19 protein-coding genes and 1 tRNA gene are annotated in these 19,124 nt (G+C 72.3%); 12 read left to right on the forward strand and 8 right to left on the reverse strand.

Annotation, left to right across the window (positions count from 1 at the left end; translation table 11 throughout):
• Positions 1–94: 94 nt before the first annotated feature.
• Positions 95–649, reverse strand: a complete 555-nt coding sequence (locus ACGF4C_RS33970; RefSeq protein ID WP_393571638.1) for a TetR/AcrR family transcriptional regulator — start codon at positions 647–649, stop codon at positions 95–97.
• A 168-nt stretch (positions 650–817) separates the two neighbouring features.
• Between ACGF4C_RS33970 and ACGF4C_RS33975 the strand changes: the two genes are divergently transcribed.
• A complete protein-coding gene (locus ACGF4C_RS33975) occupies positions 818–1,345 on the forward strand; it encodes a cupin domain-containing protein (protein ID WP_393571640.1) in 528 nt (175 codons plus the stop codon).
• 58 nt (positions 1,346–1,403) lie between these two features.
• Complete coding sequence (locus ACGF4C_RS33980; protein ID WP_393571642.1) at positions 1,404–2,060, forward strand: nucleoside/nucleotide kinase family protein; 657 nt, start codon at positions 1,404–1,406, stop codon at positions 2,058–2,060.
• Here the strand turns inward: ACGF4C_RS33980 and ACGF4C_RS33985 are convergent.
• A complete protein-coding gene (locus tag ACGF4C_RS33985; protein WP_393571644.1) occupies positions 2,023–2,460 on the reverse strand; it encodes a hypothetical protein in 438 nt (145 codons plus the stop codon). The two genes, ACGF4C_RS33980 and ACGF4C_RS33985, sit on opposite strands and share 38 nt — an antisense overlap.
• 123 nt (positions 2,461–2,583) lie before the next feature.
• Between ACGF4C_RS33985 and ACGF4C_RS33990 the strand changes: the two genes are divergently transcribed.
• Both ACGF4C_RS33990 and ACGF4C_RS33995 read left to right on the forward strand, forming a co-directional pair.
• The gene (locus ACGF4C_RS33990) at positions 2,584–3,258 is read left to right on the forward strand and encodes a MarR family winged helix-turn-helix transcriptional regulator (protein ID WP_393571646.1); all 675 of its coding nucleotides are present in this window, start codon (positions 2,584–2,586) and stop codon (positions 3,256–3,258) included.
• A gap of 1 nt (position 3,259) precedes the next feature.
• The gene (locus ACGF4C_RS33995; RefSeq protein WP_393571648.1) at positions 3,260–4,123 is read left to right on the forward strand and encodes an alpha/beta fold hydrolase; all 864 of its coding nucleotides are present in this window, start codon (positions 3,260–3,262) and stop codon (positions 4,121–4,123) included.
• Positions 4,124–4,186: 63 nt separating this feature from the next.
• Here ACGF4C_RS33995 and ACGF4C_RS34000 read toward each other — a convergent pair whose 3' ends face one another.
• Both ACGF4C_RS34000 and ACGF4C_RS34005 read right to left on the reverse strand, forming a co-directional pair.
• On the reverse strand, positions 4,187–4,687 hold the full coding sequence (locus ACGF4C_RS34000) for a VOC family protein (RefSeq protein ID WP_393571650.1): 501 nt from the start codon (positions 4,685–4,687) through the stop codon (positions 4,187–4,189).
• Positions 4,688–4,868: 181 nt separating this feature from the next.
• Positions 4,869–4,943: transfer RNA gene (locus tag ACGF4C_RS34005), tRNA-Val, on the reverse strand.
• A gap of 142 nt (positions 4,944–5,085) precedes the next feature.
• Between ACGF4C_RS34005 and ACGF4C_RS34010 the strand changes: the two genes are divergently transcribed.
• The 7 genes from ACGF4C_RS34010 (at position 5,086) to ACGF4C_RS34040 (ending at position 12,387) form a co-directional block, all read left to right on the forward strand.
• A complete protein-coding gene (locus ACGF4C_RS34010) occupies positions 5,086–6,486 on the forward strand; it encodes a hypothetical protein (RefSeq protein WP_393571652.1) in 1,401 nt (466 codons plus the stop codon).
• Positions 6,487–6,891: 405 nt separating this feature from the next.
• Entirely contained in the window at positions 6,892–7,674 is a 783-nt protein-coding gene (locus ACGF4C_RS34015; protein WP_393571654.1) for a DUF4383 domain-containing protein, read from the forward strand.
• Positions 7,675–8,024: 350 nt separating this feature from the next.
• A complete protein-coding gene (locus ACGF4C_RS34020; protein WP_393571656.1) occupies positions 8,025–8,729 on the forward strand; it encodes a FadR/GntR family transcriptional regulator in 705 nt (234 codons plus the stop codon).
• Positions 8,730–8,989: 260 nt separating this feature from the next.
• Positions 8,990–10,135, forward strand: coding sequence for a galactonate dehydratase (gene dgoD, locus ACGF4C_RS34025; protein ID WP_393571658.1), 1,146 nt, complete (start codon positions 8,990–8,992; stop codon positions 10,133–10,135).
• A 197-nt stretch (positions 10,136–10,332) separates the two neighbouring features.
• On the forward strand, positions 10,333–10,953 hold the full coding sequence (locus ACGF4C_RS34030; protein WP_393571660.1) for a bifunctional 4-hydroxy-2-oxoglutarate aldolase/2-dehydro-3-deoxy-phosphogluconate aldolase: 621 nt from the start codon (positions 10,333–10,335) through the stop codon (positions 10,951–10,953).
• Positions 10,954–11,039: 86 nt separating this feature from the next.
• On the forward strand, positions 11,040–12,143 hold the full coding sequence (locus tag ACGF4C_RS34035; protein WP_393571716.1) for a sugar kinase: 1,104 nt from the start codon (positions 11,040–11,042) through the stop codon (positions 12,141–12,143).
• 25 nt (positions 12,144–12,168) lie between these two features.
• Entirely contained in the window at positions 12,169–12,387 is a 219-nt protein-coding gene (locus tag ACGF4C_RS34040) for a zinc ribbon domain-containing protein (protein ID WP_030415254.1), read from the forward strand.
• Between the two features lie 149 nt (positions 12,388–12,536).
• Here the strand turns inward: ACGF4C_RS34040 and ACGF4C_RS34045 are convergent, their stop codons facing one another.
• The 4 genes from ACGF4C_RS34045 to ACGF4C_RS34060 form a co-directional block, all read right to left on the reverse strand.
• A complete protein-coding gene (locus ACGF4C_RS34045; protein WP_393571718.1) occupies positions 12,537–13,160 on the reverse strand; it encodes an O-methyltransferase in 624 nt (207 codons plus the stop codon).
• Positions 13,161–13,266: 106 nt separating this feature from the next.
• Positions 13,267–14,097, reverse strand: a complete 831-nt coding sequence (locus ACGF4C_RS34050) for an HAD family hydrolase (RefSeq protein ID WP_393571663.1) — start codon at positions 14,095–14,097, stop codon at positions 13,267–13,269.
• Positions 14,094–16,577, reverse strand: coding sequence for a phosphoribosyltransferase (locus tag ACGF4C_RS34055; protein WP_393571665.1), 2,484 nt, complete (start codon positions 16,575–16,577; stop codon positions 14,094–14,096). The genes ACGF4C_RS34050 and ACGF4C_RS34055 overlap by 4 nt, the downstream gene beginning before the upstream one ends.
• Positions 16,578–16,603: 26 nt before the next feature.
• Positions 16,604–17,776, reverse strand: a complete 1,173-nt coding sequence (locus tag ACGF4C_RS34060; RefSeq protein WP_393571667.1) for an HpcH/HpaI aldolase/citrate lyase family protein — start codon at positions 17,774–17,776, stop codon at positions 16,604–16,606.
• A 218-nt stretch (positions 17,777–17,994) separates the two neighbouring features.
• On the opposite strand from ACGF4C_RS34060, the gene ACGF4C_RS34065 reads away from it, so the two are divergent.
• Positions 17,995–19,107 (forward strand): TerD family protein, encoded by a 1,113-nt coding sequence (locus ACGF4C_RS34065; protein ID WP_393571669.1) that lies wholly within the window; start codon positions 17,995–17,997, stop codon positions 19,105–19,107.
• Positions 19,108–19,124: the final 17 nt, after the last annotated feature.

The following is a 19,124-nucleotide window of genomic DNA, read 5'->3' on the forward strand; positions in this document are numbered from 1 at the left end:
GTAGCGCTCCGGCAGCAGGAGCGGCACTCGCACCGCACGCGCGGCGCAGCGCGGCTCCCGCCCCTGCTGCTCCTGCCGCCCCTGCTGCCGCGCCCTACGACTCCCGCAGCCCCGCACACGCGGTCCGCACATAACGGCGCCAGTCCCCCGCGTCGTGACGGATCACCGCCGCCAGCCCGCACACGATCATCACCACATCGCCGACCTCGGCGTCCGCGCGCACCGTGCCCTCTTCCTTCCCCCGGGCGAGCAGCTGGCCGGCGACCGCCTCGGCCTGCACCCGCCCCTCCCCCGTCGGCTCGGTGGATCCGAACGCCGCCTCGATGGACGCGGACAGCCCTCGTTCCGCGTCGAGCACCTCCCCGATGTGCTCGACGAACGCGACCAGCCCCTCCGCCGCCGTCGCACTCGCCAGACAGCGGCCGCGCCCGAACTCCACGATCTCCGCCTGCCGTTGTTCCCCCACGGCGGCGATCAGGGCGGCCCGGCTGGGGAAGTGCCGGTAGACCGTGCCGATGCCCACCCCTGCCGCCCGCGCGACCTCCGGCATCTGCGCCTCGTCACCGCGCGCACGGAACACCTCCCGCGCGGCTTCGAGGACCCGGGCGCGGTTGCGTTCGGCATCCGCGCGCGGCCTGCGCTGAGGCACCGAAGGGCCTGAAGAGGAATGGGAGGAGTGGGGGGACGACGGGGACGAGGAAGCCGAGGAGGACGAAGAGGGTGCCACACGCCGATGCTACTGCTAGGGTCGCAATACGGAATCGGATTCCACTTCCGATTCCGTATTGCACTTCCTGCCGCGAAAGGACCAGCCCCCATGCCCCACTCCGCGAATCACTCCACGACTCACCCCACGCCCCATCCCGCACCCTCCACCTCAGCCACTCCCTCCCCAGCCCGCTTCTTCACCCTCCGGCCCGGTGAGCGACGGCCAGGACGCGTCCCCCTGCCGCCCGGCCTCGCCGTCAAGGCCCGCACCAGCGACACCGAGGGCCGGCTCGCCATCCTGGAGAACGAGCTCCACGTGGACATCCCGCTCCACGTCCACCACCAGGCCGATGAGTTCGTCTACGTACTGGAGGGCGAGATGGAGGTCGACTTCGACGGGGCCACCCACCGCCTGACCCCCGGCATGTGCGTGCTGCTGCCGCATGGCGTACCGCACGCGCTGCGCAACGCCTCCCAGCCGCCCGCCCGCTGCCTGCAGATCTCCTCGCCGGGCGGCTGGGACACGTTCATGGAGGACATGTTCGAGGCCGGCCCGGTCGCCATGAAGGACGGCCGCCCCGACCTCGACCGCCTCAACACCATCGGCGCGAAACACGGCATGGAGTACCGGACCTGACGGCCACGACCAGGGGGGGCGCCCCCCGGGCCCTCCCATCAGGCACCATGGGCGCACCATGGACCTCCAGCAGCTCCTGTCCCGCGCCCACCGACTCGCCGGTTCCGCGCGCCCCACCGAGCGCCGGCTGCTCGGCATCACCGGCCCACCCGGTGCCGGTAAGTCCACCCTCGCCGCCCACTTGGTGGCCGGGCTGGCCGGCCGGGCGGCGCTGGTCCCGATGGACGGTTTCCATCTCGCCGAGGCGGAGTTGCACCGCCTCGGCCGTACGGAACGCAAGGGCGCACCCGACACCTTCGACCCGGCCGGATACGCGGCACTGCTGAGCCGCCTGCGCTCCCCCGAGCCGGACACCGCCGTCTACGCCCCCGCCTTCGACCGCCGCATCGAGGAACCGGTCGCGGGCAGCATTCCCGTAGCGCCTCACATCCCCCTCATCGTCACCGAGGGCAACTACCTCCTCCTCGACTCGGGCCCCTGGTCGCGGGTGCACGCCCTGCTCGACGAGGTCTGGTACGTGGAACTGGACACCCAGGAGCGGGTCCGCCGGCTGATCGCCCGTCACGAGCGCTTCGGTCGCCCCCGCGACGACGCCGAACGCTTCGTCCACGCCTCGGACGAGGCCAACGCCCGCGTAGTGGCGGCGACCCGGCACCGCGCCGACCTGGTCATCACCTTCACCCCCGAGGAAGCCCCACCCCCACAGACCGACTGACGTCCCTCCCCGCCCTGCCCGCCATCCCGCCTCGTCCTGCCCCACCCAGCAGGCCGAGCACCGACAACGCGCCCCACCCCACGGACACCGCCACCGCCTTCCGCCTCCGCTCGCGGTCCGGCAGCGTCAGACCGAGCAGGACGGCGTCCCCGAGGTCCGCCGCAATCCGGACGTACGCGGCGGTACGCAGCGCCGGGCCCTCGGGCGCCAGCGCCAGTGCCAGCCCACTCGCCGCATCCCGCCAGGCCAGCGGACGCAACGAGATCCGGGTCGCCGGCGCGACCCGCCCCTCCTCGTCGACCAGCCCCGAAGGCCGGGCCAACAGATCAGGGACAACCGACACCGCCACCCCGTACACAGAGGTGGCCACGCCCACCACCCTCAACAACCTCACCCTCACACCCAACTCCTTCCTGTCCCAAGCCCCTTCAAGCCCCTCCAAGCCCCTTCGCGCTCCCCCAAGCCCAGCCTCTCCGCATTCACGCCCCTCCCCAAACGACATCACCGATGTCATCATGACATCATGAGTGTCATTAAGAGAGATCGACGCGAAACCAACACCAATGCCAACACCAACGCCAATGCCAACACCGACAACGCCGACTCCGGACGGGCGACCTCCACCGAAGAATTGCTGTACGGCGTCATCCGCCGCCTGTGGCCACTGCACCGCACGGTCGTCCGCGCGGTGGAGCGCAAGCTCGCCGGCACGGGCCTGACCGCAGGCGAACACGCGCTGCTGGACGCCCTACGCACCGACGGCCCGCGCACGGTGCCGCAGTTGGCGCGCACCATGGGGCTCGACAGACAGCCGGTTCAGCGCTGGGTGAATCACGCCGCCGAACTGGGCCTGGTCGTCACGGCCCCCAACCCCGCACACCGCCGCTCGCCCCTGATCGAGCTCACCACCGAGGGCACTGAAGTAATACGCGGCATCCAGGACTTCGAAGCCACGGAATTGCGGCACCGCCTGGCCGACCTGCCCGCCGCGGACGTACGCACCGCGCTGCACGTACTCGACCGGATCGGCGAGGAATTCCACCACCTGACGTCCGCGACCTCCACCCCCACAACGGCCTCCGATATCCCCCGCACCTCAGCTCGTCGCGACAGTCCGGGCATTCGCGAGACAGGTGATATCAAGGATGATCCGGACACCCTCGGCGGCCGCCGTGCCCCACGTAAAGGACGGTCGTGACATGACCCAACCCCTCACCGACTGGTCCGAGATCGACAACGGGATCGTGCCGGTCGAGGACGGCGAGCTGTTCTACGAGACGGCCGGCTCGGGGCCCGCCGTGGTGCTGCTGCACGGCGGCATGCTCGACCAGCACATGTGGGACGAGCAGTTCAGCTGGCTGGTGAACTCCGGCGTGCGCGCGATCCGCTACGACTCGCGGGGCCACGGCTTGTCGTCCACAGTCACCGGCGACTACGCCAACCACGACGACCTGATCGCCCTGCTCGACGCCCTCGACGTCCCCCGTGCCGTACTCGTCGGCCTCTCCCACGGCTCACGGGTCGCGCTGGACACCGCCATTGCCCACCCCGACCGGGTCGCGGCCCTCGCACTCGCCTCCCCGGGGATCAGCGGCCGCGCCTTCACCGACCCCTTCATCCTGGAGCACATCAAGGAGCAGGTGGCCGCGATCGACGCACCGGACGGCGCGGAGCACTATGTCGAGCACTTCCTCCGGATGTGGGTGGACGGCCCCCATCGGCAACCCTCCGCCGTCCACCCGGGGTTCCGCGAACGGATGCGCGCCTCGGCCGAGTCCAACGTCATGGTCCACGCCGACGGCGCAGGCGCCGGCATCCCCCTCGAAGTCGGGGCCATCGACCGCTTGGACGAGATCCAGGTCCCCACCATCGTCCTCGACGGCGACCTCGACAGCACGGACATCTCCTCCAACGCCCATGCCATAGCACTGACCGTCCCCGGCGCCCGAAGAATCCGCATACCGGCCGCCGGCCACATGGTGAACCTGGAGAACACCCCCCTCTTCGACCAGGAACTCCACACCTTCCTGTCGACCTTGAGCCACTCCCGCTTGGGTTACTAGCCGGGCACCCCCCAGAAACAGAGCCCCCAAGCAACCCCGGGGCCCTCCCCTACCGACGCCTCACTACGTCGCCGAGCCGGCCGCCGCCCCCGTCACCAGGTCCGGCCCCCAACGCTTCAACGCCCCCGCCAGATCGAGCGGACGCAGCCGGTCAGACTCGTCCGGCCCCGGCCAGTCCTCCCGCGGCACCCGCCACATCACCTCGAACTCGTTGCCGTCCGGATCCTTGCCGTACAGCGACTTGGAGACGAGATGATCGCTGGCCCCGACCAGTGCGCCCCTCTCCACCAGCCGCGACTCAGCCGCCGCGAGCTCCCCCAGCGTGCCGACCTCCCACGCCAGGTGGTACAGCCCGACCCGCCCGCCCTCCGGCCCCGGCGCCCCCGCCCCCACGGCGAACAACCCCAAGTCATGATCGTTGAGCGACCCAGGAGCACTGAGAAACGCCGCCCGCCCCGGCACCTCAACATCCACCACAAGCCCCAGCGCCTCGGCGTAAAAGGCCACCGACCTCGCCACATCCCGCACATACAACACCGCATGATTGAGCCGCCGCACAGCCATAAACCCCTCCTCGACCCAAGCCCAATTACTACATTTACTTGAAACTTCAATTCTTCCGTAGCCTCACGATACCCAACGCCCCCACCCGCACAACAGCGCCCGGCCCCACCGCCCAGCACCCCCAGCACGCAAAAACCCCCGACTCGAACGAGTCGGGGGCTTGCTGACCTCAAGGTCGTCATGGTGGGCACAACAGGATTCGAACCTGTGACATCTGCTTTGTAAGAGCAGCGCTCTACCGCTGAGCTATGCGCCCTGGCCGAGCCGACAGACTACCTTGCCGTCGGGGTTGGTCTGCAAACCAGTGGGCGAGCTGCGAACTTACCGGCCGGTGTGTTCGTTTCCGGTGGGTGCGAGAATGACATTCGGTCCTGGGGCGATCCGGTCGGGAGAGGGAAGTGACGGCGACACATACGCAGCCGCTTGAGCAGCGAGAACGTCGTCGTGCGCGGGGTGGCCCGGTCCGTGACGTGGTGGGGCTGATGTTGTTGCCGTTGCCGCTGGTGGCGGCGGTGGCGACGATGTCGTTCGCGGGTGGCGGCACACGTCGGTGGTTCGGGCGCGGGGAGAGCCAGCGGGCCGACGCGCAGGCCGCGAAGGATGCCGCGGCCGCGGCGTTCTACGAGCTGGACACCGCGCAGCGGGATCTGCGGATCACCATAGAGACGATCACCGCGGTCGACAGTTCGCCGCGGGCGCGCCAGGCCGCGCAGGACTACGAGGACTTCGGGCGGCGGATCGACGAGGTCAGCCAGGCGTACATCACCGCGGTCGACTCCCATGACCTGGACCGGGACGATCTGGACGGCGGTGCGGTGGCGCGGGCGCGGGCCGATCTGACCCGTGCCAAGGACGAGCTGAACCGGGTGAAGGGCGAGCTCGACCGGTTCGCGCAGGGACTGGCGCCGCTGCTGCAGTCGGCCGAGACCCAGCTGGCGCAGCTCGCCCCCGCCGTCGAGCGGGCTCGGCAGGCGCTGATGGCGGCGAGCGATGCGCTGGACACCGTCCGCGCCCAGGGGCTGCGGGCGGACGAGCTCGCCGCTCGGCTGGCGGCGCTCGGACCCGAGCTGACCAAGCTCAATCAGGGCGCCGGGCAGCATGGTGTCCAGGAGACTATCCGGCGCGCGGACGACGTACAGCGCAAGGCCGGGGAGATCCGCGCCGAGGCCGAGCGGCTGCCGGCACGAGCGGCGGAGATCGACAAGCGGCTGGTGTCGTTGCGGACCCGGGCGCAGGCGATCACGACGCGGGCCGGGAAGGTCGAGCCGATCCTCAGCGAGCTGCGCCGGCGCTACAGCGCGGCGTGCTGGCAGGACCTGCAGCACGTTCCGGAGCGGGCCGCACAGTCCGTCGAGCAGGCCGAGGTCAAGCTGCGGGAGGCGCAGCAGGCTCGGGACGAGCAGCGCTGGGCGGACGCGACGAGCCGGCTGGCGACCGTACGGGCGCTGCTGGACACCACCGACGAGGTGGTGTCGGCGGCCGGTGACCGGCTGCAGCGGCTCGATGCGGTCTCGTTCGACCGGCAGAAGGAGGTCGACCGGACGCGTTTCGCGATCCGGGACGCCCAGCGGCTGGCGATGGCCGGGCGCAGCACGCCGGATCCCCGGCACGCGCAGCCGCTGGACGACGCGGTGTCGCGGCTGGACCGTGCGGTTGCGGGACTGGAGGGGCGGCATCCGGACTGGTGGCACTTCCTGACGGAGACCGAGGCGGTACGGCAGACGGCCGCCCGGGTGGTGCAGGAGATTCGTGAGGGCCGGGGCGGCAGCACGGGGACGGGGCCGGGGACGGGCGGCTGACGTCGGGCCTGTCGGCTTGGGGTTGGGGCTGTGGCCGATGGTGGGGATGCGGCTGGCGTTGGGCCTGTGGCTGACGTTGGGCCTGTGGCTGACGTTGGGCCTGTGGCTGACGCCAGCCCGTCGACTGGCGTCCCGCCGGCGGCTGGCACCAGCCCCTCGGCTGGCGTCGCGCCGGCGGCTGGGCGGCTGGCAGCTGGGGGCCGTATCGCTACGGCCCAGTAGCGCTGCCATGGCGCTCCCACGGCGCTCCCACGGCGCTCCCTCGGCGGTCCCATGTGTCGTCCCCGGGCGGGAGTCCCCGGCCGGGACCGCACGGGAGCGATGGCGTGATGCGGCGGGTGGGCGGATCCTGGAGATTGGATTGAGTACGGCCCAGACGGCACCTCTGTGCAAAGGAGGCCGGACATGGCTACTGGGGCTCCTGGCCAGGCTCTGCCCGGGGGGCGGTTCCACCGGGCGAAGCGACACACCCGTCTCGATGAGCATCTGCCCGTGGACCACGGGCTGAGCAAGGTCTACCGCATCGGCGCCGGGGTGATGGGCCTGGTGCTGCTCGCATTCGGCATCCTCGGACTGACCCACAACATCGGCTTCTTCGACACCGGCGGCGACACCGTGGCCGGGCTGCAAACCAACGGCGCCCTGAGCGTGCTCTCGATCGTCGTCGGCGTGATCCTCTTCGTCGGCATGGTGATCGGCGGGAACTTCGCCTCGAACCTCAACCTCACCTTCGGCATCCTCTTCCTCCTCAGCGGTTTCGTGAACCTGGCGCTGTTGCAGACCGACGCGAACTTCCTGGCCTTCAAGATCCAGAACGTCCTGTTCAGCTTCGTGGTGGGCCTGATGCTGATGGTCTTCGGCATGTACGGACGGGTCAGCGGCGGCCTCCCGTCCGACAACCCGTACTGGCGCGCCCGGCACCCCGAGGAAGCGGAGCGCTTCGACCGCGGCGAGTGGCGTCCCGTACCCGGTATGACGGCCGGACGGCAGGCGATGCTCGTCAAGATCCAGGGCGCGTCGCACGCCGGGCGCGGTTCGTTCGGGCCCGGGACCAGTGGGAGCGGCATCCGGCGCAGCACCAGTGGCAGCGGAAGTGGCGGTGGGATGACCAGTGGCGGTAGTGGCGGTGGCGGTAGTGGCGGCGAATCGGGGCCGTCCGGCCGGTCGAGCGGAACGAGTGGATCCTGAGTGGATCCGGTAAGGCGGGCGGCGCGAGTGGTTACGGCGGCAACGAGCCGTGAGCCGACCGTGATCCGGCGTCGCGTGGAGGCGTCAGGGCGTGCCGAGGAGGGATCGGGGTTCGGCACGCCCTGACGTCGCATACGTCAGACGTCAGCCGTTGCGTGCATCAGCCGCCTTACGCATCGGATGTCGGGCGCGTCGGGCGTGCGTCGGGAGCTTCGGCGTCGGGCGTAGCGGTGACGTCAGGTGTGGAGATCGGTGACGTCGCGCATATCGGTGACGTCGTATGCGTCGGACCTGGGGCCGGGAGCAGGAGCCAAGGAAGCAGGGAAGCAAGGAAGCAGGGAGTGGCAAGCATGAACCGGTCGGGGCAGCCCGCCCCCGCCGCGGGGAGCAGTGTGCAGCACGCGGCGGTCGAAGCGCTCGCCAAGCGGATCCTCACGGGTACCCACGGTGAGGGTGAATCCCTTGTCATGCCGGAGCTGATGGCGGAGCTGGACGTCAGCCAGACCGTGCTGCGGGAGACGGTCAAGGTGCTGACCACCAAGGGGCTGCTCGGCACCGACCAGCAGCGCGGGACGTTCGTCCTTCCCCGGGCGGAGTGGAACCTGCTGGACACGGACGTACTGCGCTGGAAGCTCGCGGCCGGGGTGTCCTCCGACTTCTTCGCGGACGTGCTCGAACTGCGGCGGTCCATCGAGCCGGCCGCGGCCGCACTCGCCGCGGAACGCCGTACCGAAGGGGATCTGGCGGCCCTCGACGCGGCGCTGAACACCATGGCCGCGACCGACGACGACCCGGAGCTGCTTGTCCGAGCCGATGCGGACTTCCACACGGCGCTGCTGATCGCGTCGAACAACCGGTTCTATGCGCAGATGCACCGGGTGATCGTGCCGGTGCTGGTCCAGCGTGACCGGGCGGTGCTCGGTGCCGACGGCGCCTTCGAGCACCCCCACGCGATGCACGCCACCGTCCGCGACGCGGTGCGGGACCGGGACGTGGACGGCGCGTACATGGCGATGCTCGAACTGCTCGACAAGTCCGCGCGCGAGCATCCCTGAGTGCCTCTGTGGTGGCGGGATTGCGGGGCGAACGGGGAGCTGCACGAGGCTACGCGGCCACGCGGCTCCCCCTCCCTTTGTCCCACCACCGCCTGTCACCGTCCCGGCGCCCCGTTACGACGCCCCGTTACGACGCCCGCCACACGGGGCAGAAGCCCCCGTCGCAGAAACCACCGCCACAGAACCACCCGACAGCACAGCGCCCCCACCCCGCCCCCACCCCGCTGCCCCAGGCCGGCCCAAAGATCCGGAGGTCCCCCATGAAGATCAGCCGTATCGAGACCTTCCTCGCCCCGCCGCGCTGGATGTTCGTGCGGGTCGAGACCGACGAGGGTCTGGTCGGCTGGGGTGAGCCGGTGGTCGAGGGGCGGGCGGAGCCGGTACGGGCGGCCGTGGAGGTGCTGGCCGAGTACCTCCTGGGACAGGAACCGGAGCGGATCGAGGACCACTGGCAGGTCATGACCAAGGGCGGCTTCTACCGCGGCGGGCCCGTCCTGTCGTCCGCCGTCGCCGGGCTGGACCAGGCACTGTGGGACATCAAGGGCAAGCGGCACGGCCTGCCCGTCCACCAGCTGCTGGGCGGACCCGTCCGGGAGAAGATCCGCACCTACGCATGGGTCGGCGGCGACGAGCCGGAAGCCATCCGCGACGCCGTCACCGCGCAGACCGAGGCCGGCTTCACGGCCGTCAAGATGAACGGCTGCGGCCGGATGAGCCCGGTGGCGACCCGCGCCGAGGTACGGGCATGCCTGCGGCGCGCCGAGACCGCACGGGAAGTCCTCGGCGACGACCGGGACTTCGGTCTCGACTTCCACGGCCGGGTCTCCCCCGCCAACGCCCGCAGGCTCCTCCCCCTGCTGGCCGAGCACGCACCGATGTTCGTCGAGGAGCCGGTGCTGTCCGACTACATGCAAGCCCTCCCTGATCTCGTCAACGCCTCCAACATCCCCCTCGCACTCGGTGAACGGCTCTTCACCCGACGGGAGTTCCTGGCTCCGCTTCAGGCCGGGGTGGCGATCCTCCAACCCGACATCTCGCACGCCGGGGGCGTCTCCGAGCTGCGCCGGATCGCCGCGCTCGCGGAGACCTACGGGGCGCAGCTCGCCCCGCACTGCCCCCTCGGGCCGGTCGCCCTGGCCGCCAGCCTCCAAGTCGCCTTCAGCACCCCGAACTTCCTCATCCAGGAGCAGTCCCTCGGCATCCACTACAACCGGGGCGCCGAGCTGCTCGACTACGTCGTGGCCCCGGAGCCGTTCCGCTTCCACGGCGGCGCACTGCTGCGGACCGAGCGTCCCGGCCTCGGCGTGGACGTCGACGAGGCCGCCGTACGGGCCGCCGACGCGCGCGGACACGCCTGGCGGAACCCGGTGTGGCGCCACGAGGACGGGTCGTTCGCGGAATGGTGAGCCGAATGCTCCCCTTACCGATGAGCCAAACGGTGCCCCGCCCAGTGGGCCGCCCGGTGACCCGACCGGGCGCCGCAGGTCCGGCGCGGCTGTCAGTCCGGACCGGAATAATCGGAGGCGGAGGCAGCACCCGCGCGACCGGACGACCCACCCGCCTGGCATCTGCCGGGCGGGAACGGGAGAAAGTAGGAAACGCCATGGACTTCAGCACAGCGCTCCGCACCGAGCGGCTGGTCGCCATCATCCGGGGCAGTGACGCGGAGGCGTCCTTCCGTACGGTCATGGCGCTCGCGGAGGCGGGGCTGCCGCTGGTCGAGATCTCGCTCAGCGGCAAGGACGCGCTGGGCGTCATCCGGCGGGCGCGCGCCGAGCTCGGCGACGCCGCCTGGATCGGTGCGGGCACCGTCCTGACCGGCAGCGACGCCCGACGCGCCGCGGAGGCGGGAGCGAACCTCATCGTCACGCCCGGTCTGGGCGCGGGGCTGGAGGAATCCGTCCGGCAGGGGCTGTCGACGCTCGCCGGGGTGCTGACGCCGTCCGAGGTGATCACGGCGGAGGCGCTGGGCGTCTCGGCACTGAAGCTGTTTCCGGCGTCGGCGGGCGGTCCGGCGTATTTGCAGGCGCTCCGCGCGCCCTTCCCCGAGCTTCCGTTCGTGCCGGTCGGCGGGGTGGACGCGGCGATCGCGCAGGCGTACTTCGACGCCGGGGCGGTGGCCGTGGGGGTGGGCTCACCGCTGGTCGGGGACGCGGCGGACGGCGGTGATCTGGACGAGCTGCGCAAGCGCGCGGCGGAGTTCCGGGCGGTATGCGCCCGATGACGGGAGAAGTCCCGAGGACGGGAGAGGCCCCGGTGACGGGAGAAGGCCCGGTGACGGGAGAGGCCCCGAGGGCAGGCGAGGGCCCGGTGGCCGGGCAGGCGGGGACGGAAGCACCGGGCCCGGGGCCAGGGCCGGAAGAAGAGGCAACAGGCCCGCGTCCCCTTCCCCCGCCCCGGCCCGGCCGGCCCGATGTCCTCACCTTCGGCGAGACCATGGTCGCGCTGCGCGGCAGCGGCCCGCTGAAGCTCGGCGGCACGATGCAGGTGTCCGTGGCCGGGGCGGAGAGCAACGTCGCGATCGGCCTGGCCCGGCTCGGGCACGCCGTGAGCTGGGCGGGAGCGGTCGGCGACGACGAGGCCGGGCAGTTGGTGCTCCGTACGCTGCGGGCAGAGGGCGTCGGAGTGTCCGGCGCCACCGTCGACCCCGGTGCGCCCACCGGACTGCTGATGTTCGAGCCACGGCTGCCCGACGTCACCCGGGTGCACTACTACCGCGCGGGGTCGGCCGGCTCCCGGCTCACGGCGCACGCGGTCGAGGCCGCCTTCGAAGCCGCTCCGCCGCGCATCCTCCATCTGACGGGCATCACCCCGGCCCTCGGCCCCGCGGCCCTCGCGGCGTCCCGGCACGGTCTCGAACTGGCCCACCGGGACGGCTCGTTGATCTGCCTCGACGTCAACTTCCGGGGCCGCCTGTGGACCGCCGAGGACGCTGCCGCCGTGCTCCGGCAGTGGATCCCGTTCGTGGACGTGCTGATCGCCTCGGACGACGAGCTCCCGCTCTGTCTGCCGGAGGGGGCGCACGGCGTGGAGGGGCCCGGGGCGCGCACAGCAGACGGGGCCGGCGCCGGGCGGGTCGCCGCGCTCGCCGAGCGGGCCGCGCCGCTGCTGGAGCAGGGCGTCGCCGAAGTGGTGGCGAAACTGGGCACGGACGGGGCGGCGGTCTTCACCGGCGAGGAGCCCCTGCACCGGCCCGCCACACCGGTCCGCGCCGTGGACGCCGTGGGCGCCGGGGACGCGTTCGTGGCGGGATATCTCTCGGCGCTGCTGGACGGTGCGGGGCCCGCGGAGCGGCTGGAACGGGCCGTCACCACCGGGGCGTTCGCGGTCGCCTCGCACGGCGACTGGGAGGGCGCCCCGACCCGCGCGGAGCTGGGCCTGCTGGGCGCGCCGCCCGGCACCGTCGTGCGCTGACCGGCGCCGCGGTTAATCTGTGGCCATGCCTCGTTACGAATACCGGTGCCGCCCCTGCGGCTCCATCTTCGAGCTGAACCGGCCGATGGCCGAGTCCTCCGCCCCGGCCGTCTGCCCGGAAGGTCACGAGGACACCGTCAAGCTGCTCTCCACGGTCGCCGTCGGCGGCTCGGCGGCCGCCCCGGCCCGGAGCGCGCCCAGCGGCGGGGGCGGCGGCTGCTGCGGAGGCGGCTGCTGCGGCTGACCCACCACGGCCCGCCCCGCGGCGGGCCGTACGTCATGCCGTCACCGGGCAGCCGATCAGCCGCCCGCCGCTCCCCCTCCCCCCGCTTCCCCCTCCCCTCCCCTCCCCTCCCCCTCTCCCTCCCTCGCCGCCCCCGCCCCGTCGTCCCGCTACCGCTTGCGGGCCAGCGTCACCCCGTCCGCCACGGTGAGCATCACCGCCTCCATCCGGGCGTCCGCCCGCACATGGTCGTTGAAGGCCCGGATCGCCAGCGCGTTTCCGGTGGCCGCCGGGTCGACGACCTCACCGCGGTAGAGGACGTTGTCCGCGACGATCAGGCCGCCCGGCCGCAGCCGCGGTACCAGCTCTTCCCAGTAGGCGATGTAGCCGCCCTTGTCGGCGTCGAGGTACGCAAGGTCGATGTGCGGTTCGGCCGGCATCGCCCGCAGCGTCTCCAGGGCGGGCGCGATCCGCAGGTCGATGCGGTCCGCGACGCCGGCGCCGGCCCACGCCTCCCGGCCGTACGCCGTCCACTCCTCGGAGATGTCGCAGGCGATCAGCGTGCCGTCCGCGGGCAGCGCCTGGGCCATGGACAGCGCCGAGAAGCCGGTGAACGTGCCGACCTCGACCACGTGCCGGGCCCCGATCAGGCGCACCAGGAACGCCAGCAGCGCCCCCTGCTCCTCGGCGGACTGCATCCCCGCCGCCTCGGGGAACTTCTGGTGGGTGAGGTCCACGATCTCGCGCTGTGCCTGGTTCAGCGGCGGGTTGTGGGCGAGGACGTAGTCGTACATCTCCGCCGTGATCGGTGTGCTCTTGGACTCGGCCACTGGCTCTCCTCCGGGTCAACGATCGGGTGTCGGCCGATCACCGGAAGTGCGGCCGACCGCCATCGCGAGACTAGCCGAGGTCCGGGGCCGCCCACCGGTTATCCACAGCCCCGAGGAAGGCCCGGACGATCTCTTCGCCCGCGGCGGCGCCCCGGGCGTCGAGCGCGGTGACGTGGTCGGCCCGCCAGCCGGAGTCGGCCAGTTCGCCGTGGCCCGGCCGCCAGCCGCGGTCCGCGGCCAGCAGCAGGTCCGCGTCGAGCAGGGAGTCACCGGCGGCGAGCACCTGGGACGCCCCGGTCCGCCGGGCCACCTCCGCCACGGCCGCGCTCTTGGTCAGCGGCCGGGGCACCGCGTAGATCTTGCGGCCCTGCAGGGAGACGGTCCAGCCGCGCTCCTCCGCCCAGCGGGCCAGCTCCTTGACCCAGGTGTCGGGCAGCAGCGCCCGCTCCACGACGAGGTAGGCGAAGAGGTCCTCGGCGACCCGTTCCTTGAGCAGCCAGGCGGGGTCGGCGGTGCGGACCAGGTGTTCCCGGACCTCCTCCAGCGGCGCGCACTGCGCGGCGATCCGCTCGGCGACGGTGCGCCGCCAGTCCGGGTCGGACTCGCCCCGGACGAGCAGCTGGCCGCCGTTGGCACAGATCGCGAACTCCGGTGGCGGGCCGGGGAGGTGGATGCGGCCGTACTGCTCGCGGGTGCGGGTGGTGGTCGGTACGAAGGTGGTGCCGGCGGCGAGTTCGGCGAGCAGCCCGGCGGCCGTCTCCGTCATGTAGGAGAGCGGTGCGCCCTGGTAGACCTCGACGCACAGCAGCCGTGGGGCCTCGGCGTCGGGCACGGCGAGGCCGAGGGCCGCGGCCGAGTAGATCAGGGTGCGGTCGAGATCGCTGGCGACGACCGTGTTCATGCGGAGACCACCGCCTTGCCGTCGGTGCCGGTGGCGCCGCGGGTGAAGCGCGGGTGGATCAAACCCACGCAGCTGTAGGGGAGTTCGTCGACCTCTTCGACGGGCACGCCCCGTTGTTCCGCCAGGAGCCGGACGTGGTCGAGGTCGGTCCCGGCACCGCGGCGGGCCAGGATCTTCCAGGGGACCCGGCGCAGCAGTACCCGGGTGGTCTCACCGACGCCGGGCTTGACGAGGTTGACGTCGTGGATGCCGTACTCCTCGCTGATCCGCTCGACGGCCGCCCAGCCCTCCCAGGTGGGGGCCCGGTCGGCGCCGGCCAGCTCCTTCACCTCCGCGGTGACGTCCTCGGCGACCTCGTCGAAGCAGGCGCTGACGGTGTCCAGGAACGCCCGCGAGACATCGGCGCCGGCCAGTTCGCGGTAGAACTTGGCGCCGTGGAAGTCGTCCGGGCCGACCAGGTCGTCGCGCAGGACCGTGCGCGATATGAGGCCGGAGACGGTGGAGTTGAGGCAGGCGGACGGGATGAGGAAGTCGTCGCGGGTGCCGTAGGTCTCGACGCAGCCGCCGGGGTCGGCGAGCACGGCGATCCGCGGGTCGAAGCCGGGGAAGTCCGTCAGCGCCTGGGCGAGTTCGCGGGTGATGGCGCCCTTGCCCGTCCAGCCGTCGACGAAGACGACGTCCGCGGGGTCGTGGTGGGCGGCCAGCCAGCGCAGTGCGGTGGTGTCGATGCCCCGGCCGCGGACGATCGAGACGGCGTAGTGCGGCAGGTCGAGGCCGTGTGCGTGCCGGGCCCAGCGGCGCATCAGCACGCCGACGGGGGTGCCGGCCCGGGCCAGGGACACCAGTACGGGGCGGGGGCTGCGCTCGGCGAGCACGGTCTCGGTGACGGTACCGACGGCGCGCGCGATCCGGCGCGCGGAGCTCTGCAGTGCGCTGTGGAACAGCGCCTGGTAGCGCTCGCTCGGCTGGTATTCGACCGGCAGCGACTCGGCGTAGTGGGCGCCGCCGCGCTGGATCGCCTCCTCGCGTTCCTCGGTGGGCGCTTCCAGGGTGATGTCGGAGAGGTCCTGCAGCAGCCAGCCGACCTCATCGGCGTCGTAGGAGGAGAAGGCGGGGCCGCGCAGCGGCTCGGGGAGGGACATGGGGGCCGCCTGGGATTGCGGGATGTACGAGGGGAGGACGGCGAGCAGCAGCCGGTCGGTGTGGGCGGCGAGCCGGTCCAGCAGCCCGCCGGGTGCGTGGAGTTCGGGGCGGTCGCCGTGCGAGTCCACCACGGCGACGACGGCGTCGAAGCGACGTGCCGGGTCGCTGCCGGCCGCGACGTTGTAGGTGTACCGCTCCCCCGGGCCGTCGGCGGGCCGGTCGTGGGCGGGGAAGGACAGCCGGGTGCGTATCGCGTAGCCGGGGTCGTCCACGGCGAGGACGGGTGAGCGGGTGGTGGTCGAGAAGCGGACCTCCGCGTCCGCGCCGAGGTGGGAGTCGAGCGCCCCGGCCAGCCGCAGCGGCGCGTACATCAGCTCCTCGTTGCCGAGGACGAGGATGCGGCGGGCGCCGTCCAGATGCGGGGCGAGACGGGCCGCCAGGCCGGGGAGCACGGCTTCCAGGCGGGCGCGGTGCGCCGGGGTGAAGCCGTGCCGCCCGCCGTCCGGCAGCCCGGCGGGCCAGCCGAGGTCGACGCGTACGGCGGCCGCGCGGCCGTCGTCCCCGGATCCGGGCGGGCTTTGTGGAGCCGCCGGTTCCAGCGGCGTGCGGGCCTCGTGCTCCGCGACGAGCGCCTGCCCGCGGGCCAGGACGTCCTCGGGAAGGCGGACGCCGCCCGCGGCGAGCGTCACGAGGTCGACCCGGGCGCCCAGTTCCGCCGCGAACTCCTCCAGCCGGGCGCGGTCGGCCTCGGAGCGCATGTCGACCAGGGCGACGACGACGTAGTGGTCGCGCGGGAAGCGGGCGTGCAGCGCGCTGATGGTGTTCAGGACCGTCCGGCCGGTGGAGAACTCGTCGTCGACGAGCACCAGCGGCCCGTCCCCCGCGAGGAGTTGCCGGTCCTCGGGGAGCAGCAGGTGCGAGGTGGCGTGGCTGTGCTCCTCCTCGAAGCCCGCCTGGTGGTCCACCCCTTCGACCGGCCGGCGGGTGGAGTGCAGGTACGGCGCGAGCCCCAGGCCGTCGGCGACCGAGTGCCCGAGGCCGGTGGCGGTCTCGGCGTAGCCCAGGACGACGGCGCGGGCGGCCGCCTCGTCACCCAGCAGCGTGCGCACCCGGCGCCCCAGGCCCACGCCCGAGCCGTGCACCACGTCCGGCCGCTGCGGCACGTGCTTGCCCAGCACGTTCGACACGAGCAGATGGGCCCGCTTGGGGTTGCGCCGCAGCGCCAGTCCCAGCAGGCCGGTCAGCTCGTCCCCGCCGCTCAGCGAGACGCCGAGCCGGCCGGCGACCCATTCTCCCGTCCAGACCACGCGTTCCGTCTCCTCCGTCGTACCGTTCATGTCGTGCGCCGTGTCCCAGGTGGTGCTCAGGTCTGCGGCAGGCTCGCCGTCAGCATTTCCACGAACCCGATGCCCTCCCGCGCGACGCCGAACGCCTCGGCGCGCAGCAGGGTGCGCTCGGCCCAGGCGCGGTGCGGCTTCACCTCGTTCATCTTGTTCGTGTACGCCGAGCGCAGGACCCCGCCGTCGCCGCGTTCCGGCCGCAGGATGTCGACCGCGTCGGTGAACTCCTCGTGGCTGACGACCGAGAGGGCGTGCACCGGCGCGACGTGCGAGGGGTGGATGCAGGTCTTGCCCTGCAGGCCGTTGGCGCGGTCGAGCTCGATCTCGCGCAGCAGGCCGTCCATGTCGTGCTCGATCAGCGCGGTGCGCAGTTCCTCGGCGCGTCCGAGGAACGGCGAGCGGCGCAGCTGGGGCTTGAACATCCGCTCGTGCAGCCGGAAGTACTCCCAGACCGGGCCGGTGACGGTGAAGCCGGTGCCGTCCGCCCGGCCCAGCACGTTGACCACGTCGGCGATCACGGAGGCCACGATCTGGACGTCGTACGCGGTCATGTCGGGCGCCCTGCGCAGCCCGTAGGCGGAGCAGAAGTCCGTGACGCCCAGGCGGAGGGCGAGGACGCGGTCCCGGTATTTGTCGACGGTGCGGGCGATGCCCTGGAGGGTCTCGGGGCGGCTCTCCAGGTGGAGCAGTTCCGGGGACTCCAGTACCGGCATCGCGAACAGCCGCCGGTCGGCCGCGGACTCGGCCGCGGTCAGCGCTTCGAGGAACGGCACACCACGTTCTTCGGTGAATTTCGGAAGTACAAATCCGGACAGCCGGCGCGCGGCCGGTCCGATACGGCGGATCAGATCGGGTATCTGCCCGGGCGCTCGTACCCGGATGAACAGCAGCGGGAGGTCCGTGCCCGCCTCGGCCGCCTCGTCGAGCAGTCCGAGCTGCCGGACGAGGTTCTCCTCGCCGGCCGCGACGTCCGCGTCGCCTATGGAATCCTCCAGACACAGCACCATGGACAGCACGCCGCGCCCGGCCTGTTTGAGGATGTCGGCGGCGAGTCGGGGCCGGGTGGCGGGGCTGTAGAGGGTGGCGCCGAGGGCGACCGCGAGGGTGCGGGCGGGGGAATCGGCGGTGAACTCCACCGGCTCTTGGTGGAACAGTGTCTTCCGGATAGCGGGCGGAAGATGCCCAAAATGCCGCATATAACTCCCCGATTACCTGCGGGACCCGGGCACCCCCGCTGTGTCTCGCTGTCTGGATCCAGCCGGTAATCGTACGTCCGGCGGGGTGGGGTTGGTTCCCGCGTGCGTGAAAATCACGTAACCCTCGCGAGGCGCCCGGATGTCGGGACGGACGCCCGACGCACCGGGTCGCGTGCCCCGCGTTGTCCCTGCCACCTCCGGGAAGGCAGGATTGCGGCATGACGCACGCGATGTTGAAAGGGTCGAACGTACCCCTCGACGCCACGGCCGTCCGGGCCGTCCTGCGCTGGACGCCCGGCGCCGACGTCCCCGACGTCGATGCCTCGGCGCTGCTGGTGGGGCCCGAGGGGCGCGTGCGTTCCGACGAGGACTTCGTCTTCTACAACCAGCCGCGGCATCCCAGCGGTCTGGTGCGGCATCTGCCCAAGGCCCGGCTCGACGAAAGTCTGGCCGAAACCATCGAGGCGGATCTGTCCGGCCTGGATCCGTCGATCGAACGGGTCGTACTGGCCGCATCGTCCGACGGCGGCGCCTTCGCGGGCGTAGCCGACCTGCGGGTTCTGCTGTATGACGCGGCGGCCGGCGACGGTGAGCCGATCGCGGTCTTCGACGTGGTGCCCGAGACCGGCGACGAGACCGCGCTGATCTGCGGGGAGTTGTACCGCCGTGCCGAGTCCTGGAAGTTCCGCGCCCTCGGGCAGGGGTACGAGAGCGGCCTGACGGGCTTGGCCAACGAGTTCGGCATCTCGGTGGAGGAGAACGACGAAGCGGCCGGCGACGCCGCGGATGCCGGGGCACCGGCCCCCGCAGCCGCACCGGAAGCAGCGGCGTCCGCCTCGGCCGCCACGACGGCGGTCACCCCGCCCACGCCGAGCGGTCCGACCGGTACCGGCGCCGTCACCCCGCCGCCGAGCACCTGGCCCGAAGGGGCGTCCGGCCCGGCAGCCGCGGGCGACCCGGAGAGCTACCCGCTGGCGGACCCGGAGGCCGTCACCCAGCACGTGGCGGACGCGATGCCCGAGCCGTTCTCGGCCGCCCCGCTCCCCCCGGCCGGCGCCCCGCCCCAGGCGCCCGCGGCCGCGCCGACGACCGGCGGCGGTTACGGCTACCCGGCGCACGTCCCGCCGCCGCCCACCCAGCCCCCGGGCCGGCCCGGCTACGGCTACCCGGGCCCGCCGCCGCAGTACGCACCGCAGCAGCCGCCCGCGTACGGCTATCCGCAGCAACCGCTGGCCCCGGCCCCGGCGTACGGCTACCCGACCCAGCAGTACCCCGCGCCGGACCCGTCCTTCGTGCTGCCGCCGCAGGGCCCCCAGTTCCAGCGCCGCTAGCCGACGGCCGGCCCGGG

It is taken from the genome of Streptomyces sp. NPDC048197, from assembly GCF_043202395.1.
Taxonomy (GTDB): Bacteria; Actinomycetota; Actinomycetes; order Streptomycetales; family Streptomycetaceae; genus Streptomyces; species Streptomyces siderophoricus.

Bases quoted from the DNA above. Each gene is read 5' to 3' on its own strand.
- ACGF4C_RS34045 (WP_393571718.1), bottom strand. From the start codon at position 13,160: ATGTACGACTACGTCCTCGCCCACAACCCGCCGCTGAACCAGGCACAG.
- ACGF4C_RS33990 (WP_393571646.1), top strand. From the start codon at position 2,584: ATGAGTGTCATTAAGAGAGATCGACGCGAAACCAACACCAATGCCAAC.
- ACGF4C_RS34065 (WP_393571669.1), top strand. From the start codon at position 17,995: ATGACGCACGCGATGTTGAAAGGGTCGAACGTACCCCTCGACGCCACG.
- ACGF4C_RS34060 (WP_393571667.1), bottom strand. From the start codon at position 17,776: ATGCGGCATTTTGGGCATCTTCCGCCCGCTATCCGGAAGACACTGTTC.
- dgoD (WP_393571658.1), top strand. From the start codon at position 8,990: ATGAAGATCAGCCGTATCGAGACCTTCCTCGCCCCGCCGCGCTGGATG.
- ACGF4C_RS33995 (WP_393571648.1), top strand. From the start codon at position 3,260: ATGACCCAACCCCTCACCGACTGGTCCGAGATCGACAACGGGATCGTG.
- ACGF4C_RS33980 (WP_393571642.1), top strand. From the start codon at position 1,404: ATGGACCTCCAGCAGCTCCTGTCCCGCGCCCACCGACTCGCCGGTTCC.
- ACGF4C_RS34000 (WP_393571650.1), bottom strand. From the start codon at position 4,687: ATGGCTGTGCGGCGGCTCAATCATGCGGTGTTGTATGTGCGGGATGTG.
- ACGF4C_RS34055 (WP_393571665.1), bottom strand. From the start codon at position 16,577: ATGAACGGTACGACGGAGGAGACGGAACGCGTGGTCTGGACGGGAGAA.
- ACGF4C_RS34050 (WP_393571663.1), bottom strand. From the start codon at position 14,097: ATGAACACGGTCGTCGCCAGCGATCTCGACCGCACCCTGATCTACTCG.
- ACGF4C_RS34040 (WP_030415254.1), top strand. From the start codon at position 12,169: ATGCCTCGTTACGAATACCGGTGCCGCCCCTGCGGCTCCATCTTCGAG.
- ACGF4C_RS34030 (WP_393571660.1), top strand. From the start codon at position 10,333: ATGGACTTCAGCACAGCGCTCCGCACCGAGCGGCTGGTCGCCATCATC.
- ACGF4C_RS33975 (WP_393571640.1), top strand. From the start codon at position 818: ATGCCCCACTCCGCGAATCACTCCACGACTCACCCCACGCCCCATCCC.
- ACGF4C_RS34015 (WP_393571654.1), top strand. From the start codon at position 6,892: ATGGCTACTGGGGCTCCTGGCCAGGCTCTGCCCGGGGGGCGGTTCCAC.
- ACGF4C_RS34020 (WP_393571656.1), top strand. From the start codon at position 8,025: ATGAACCGGTCGGGGCAGCCCGCCCCCGCCGCGGGGAGCAGTGTGCAG.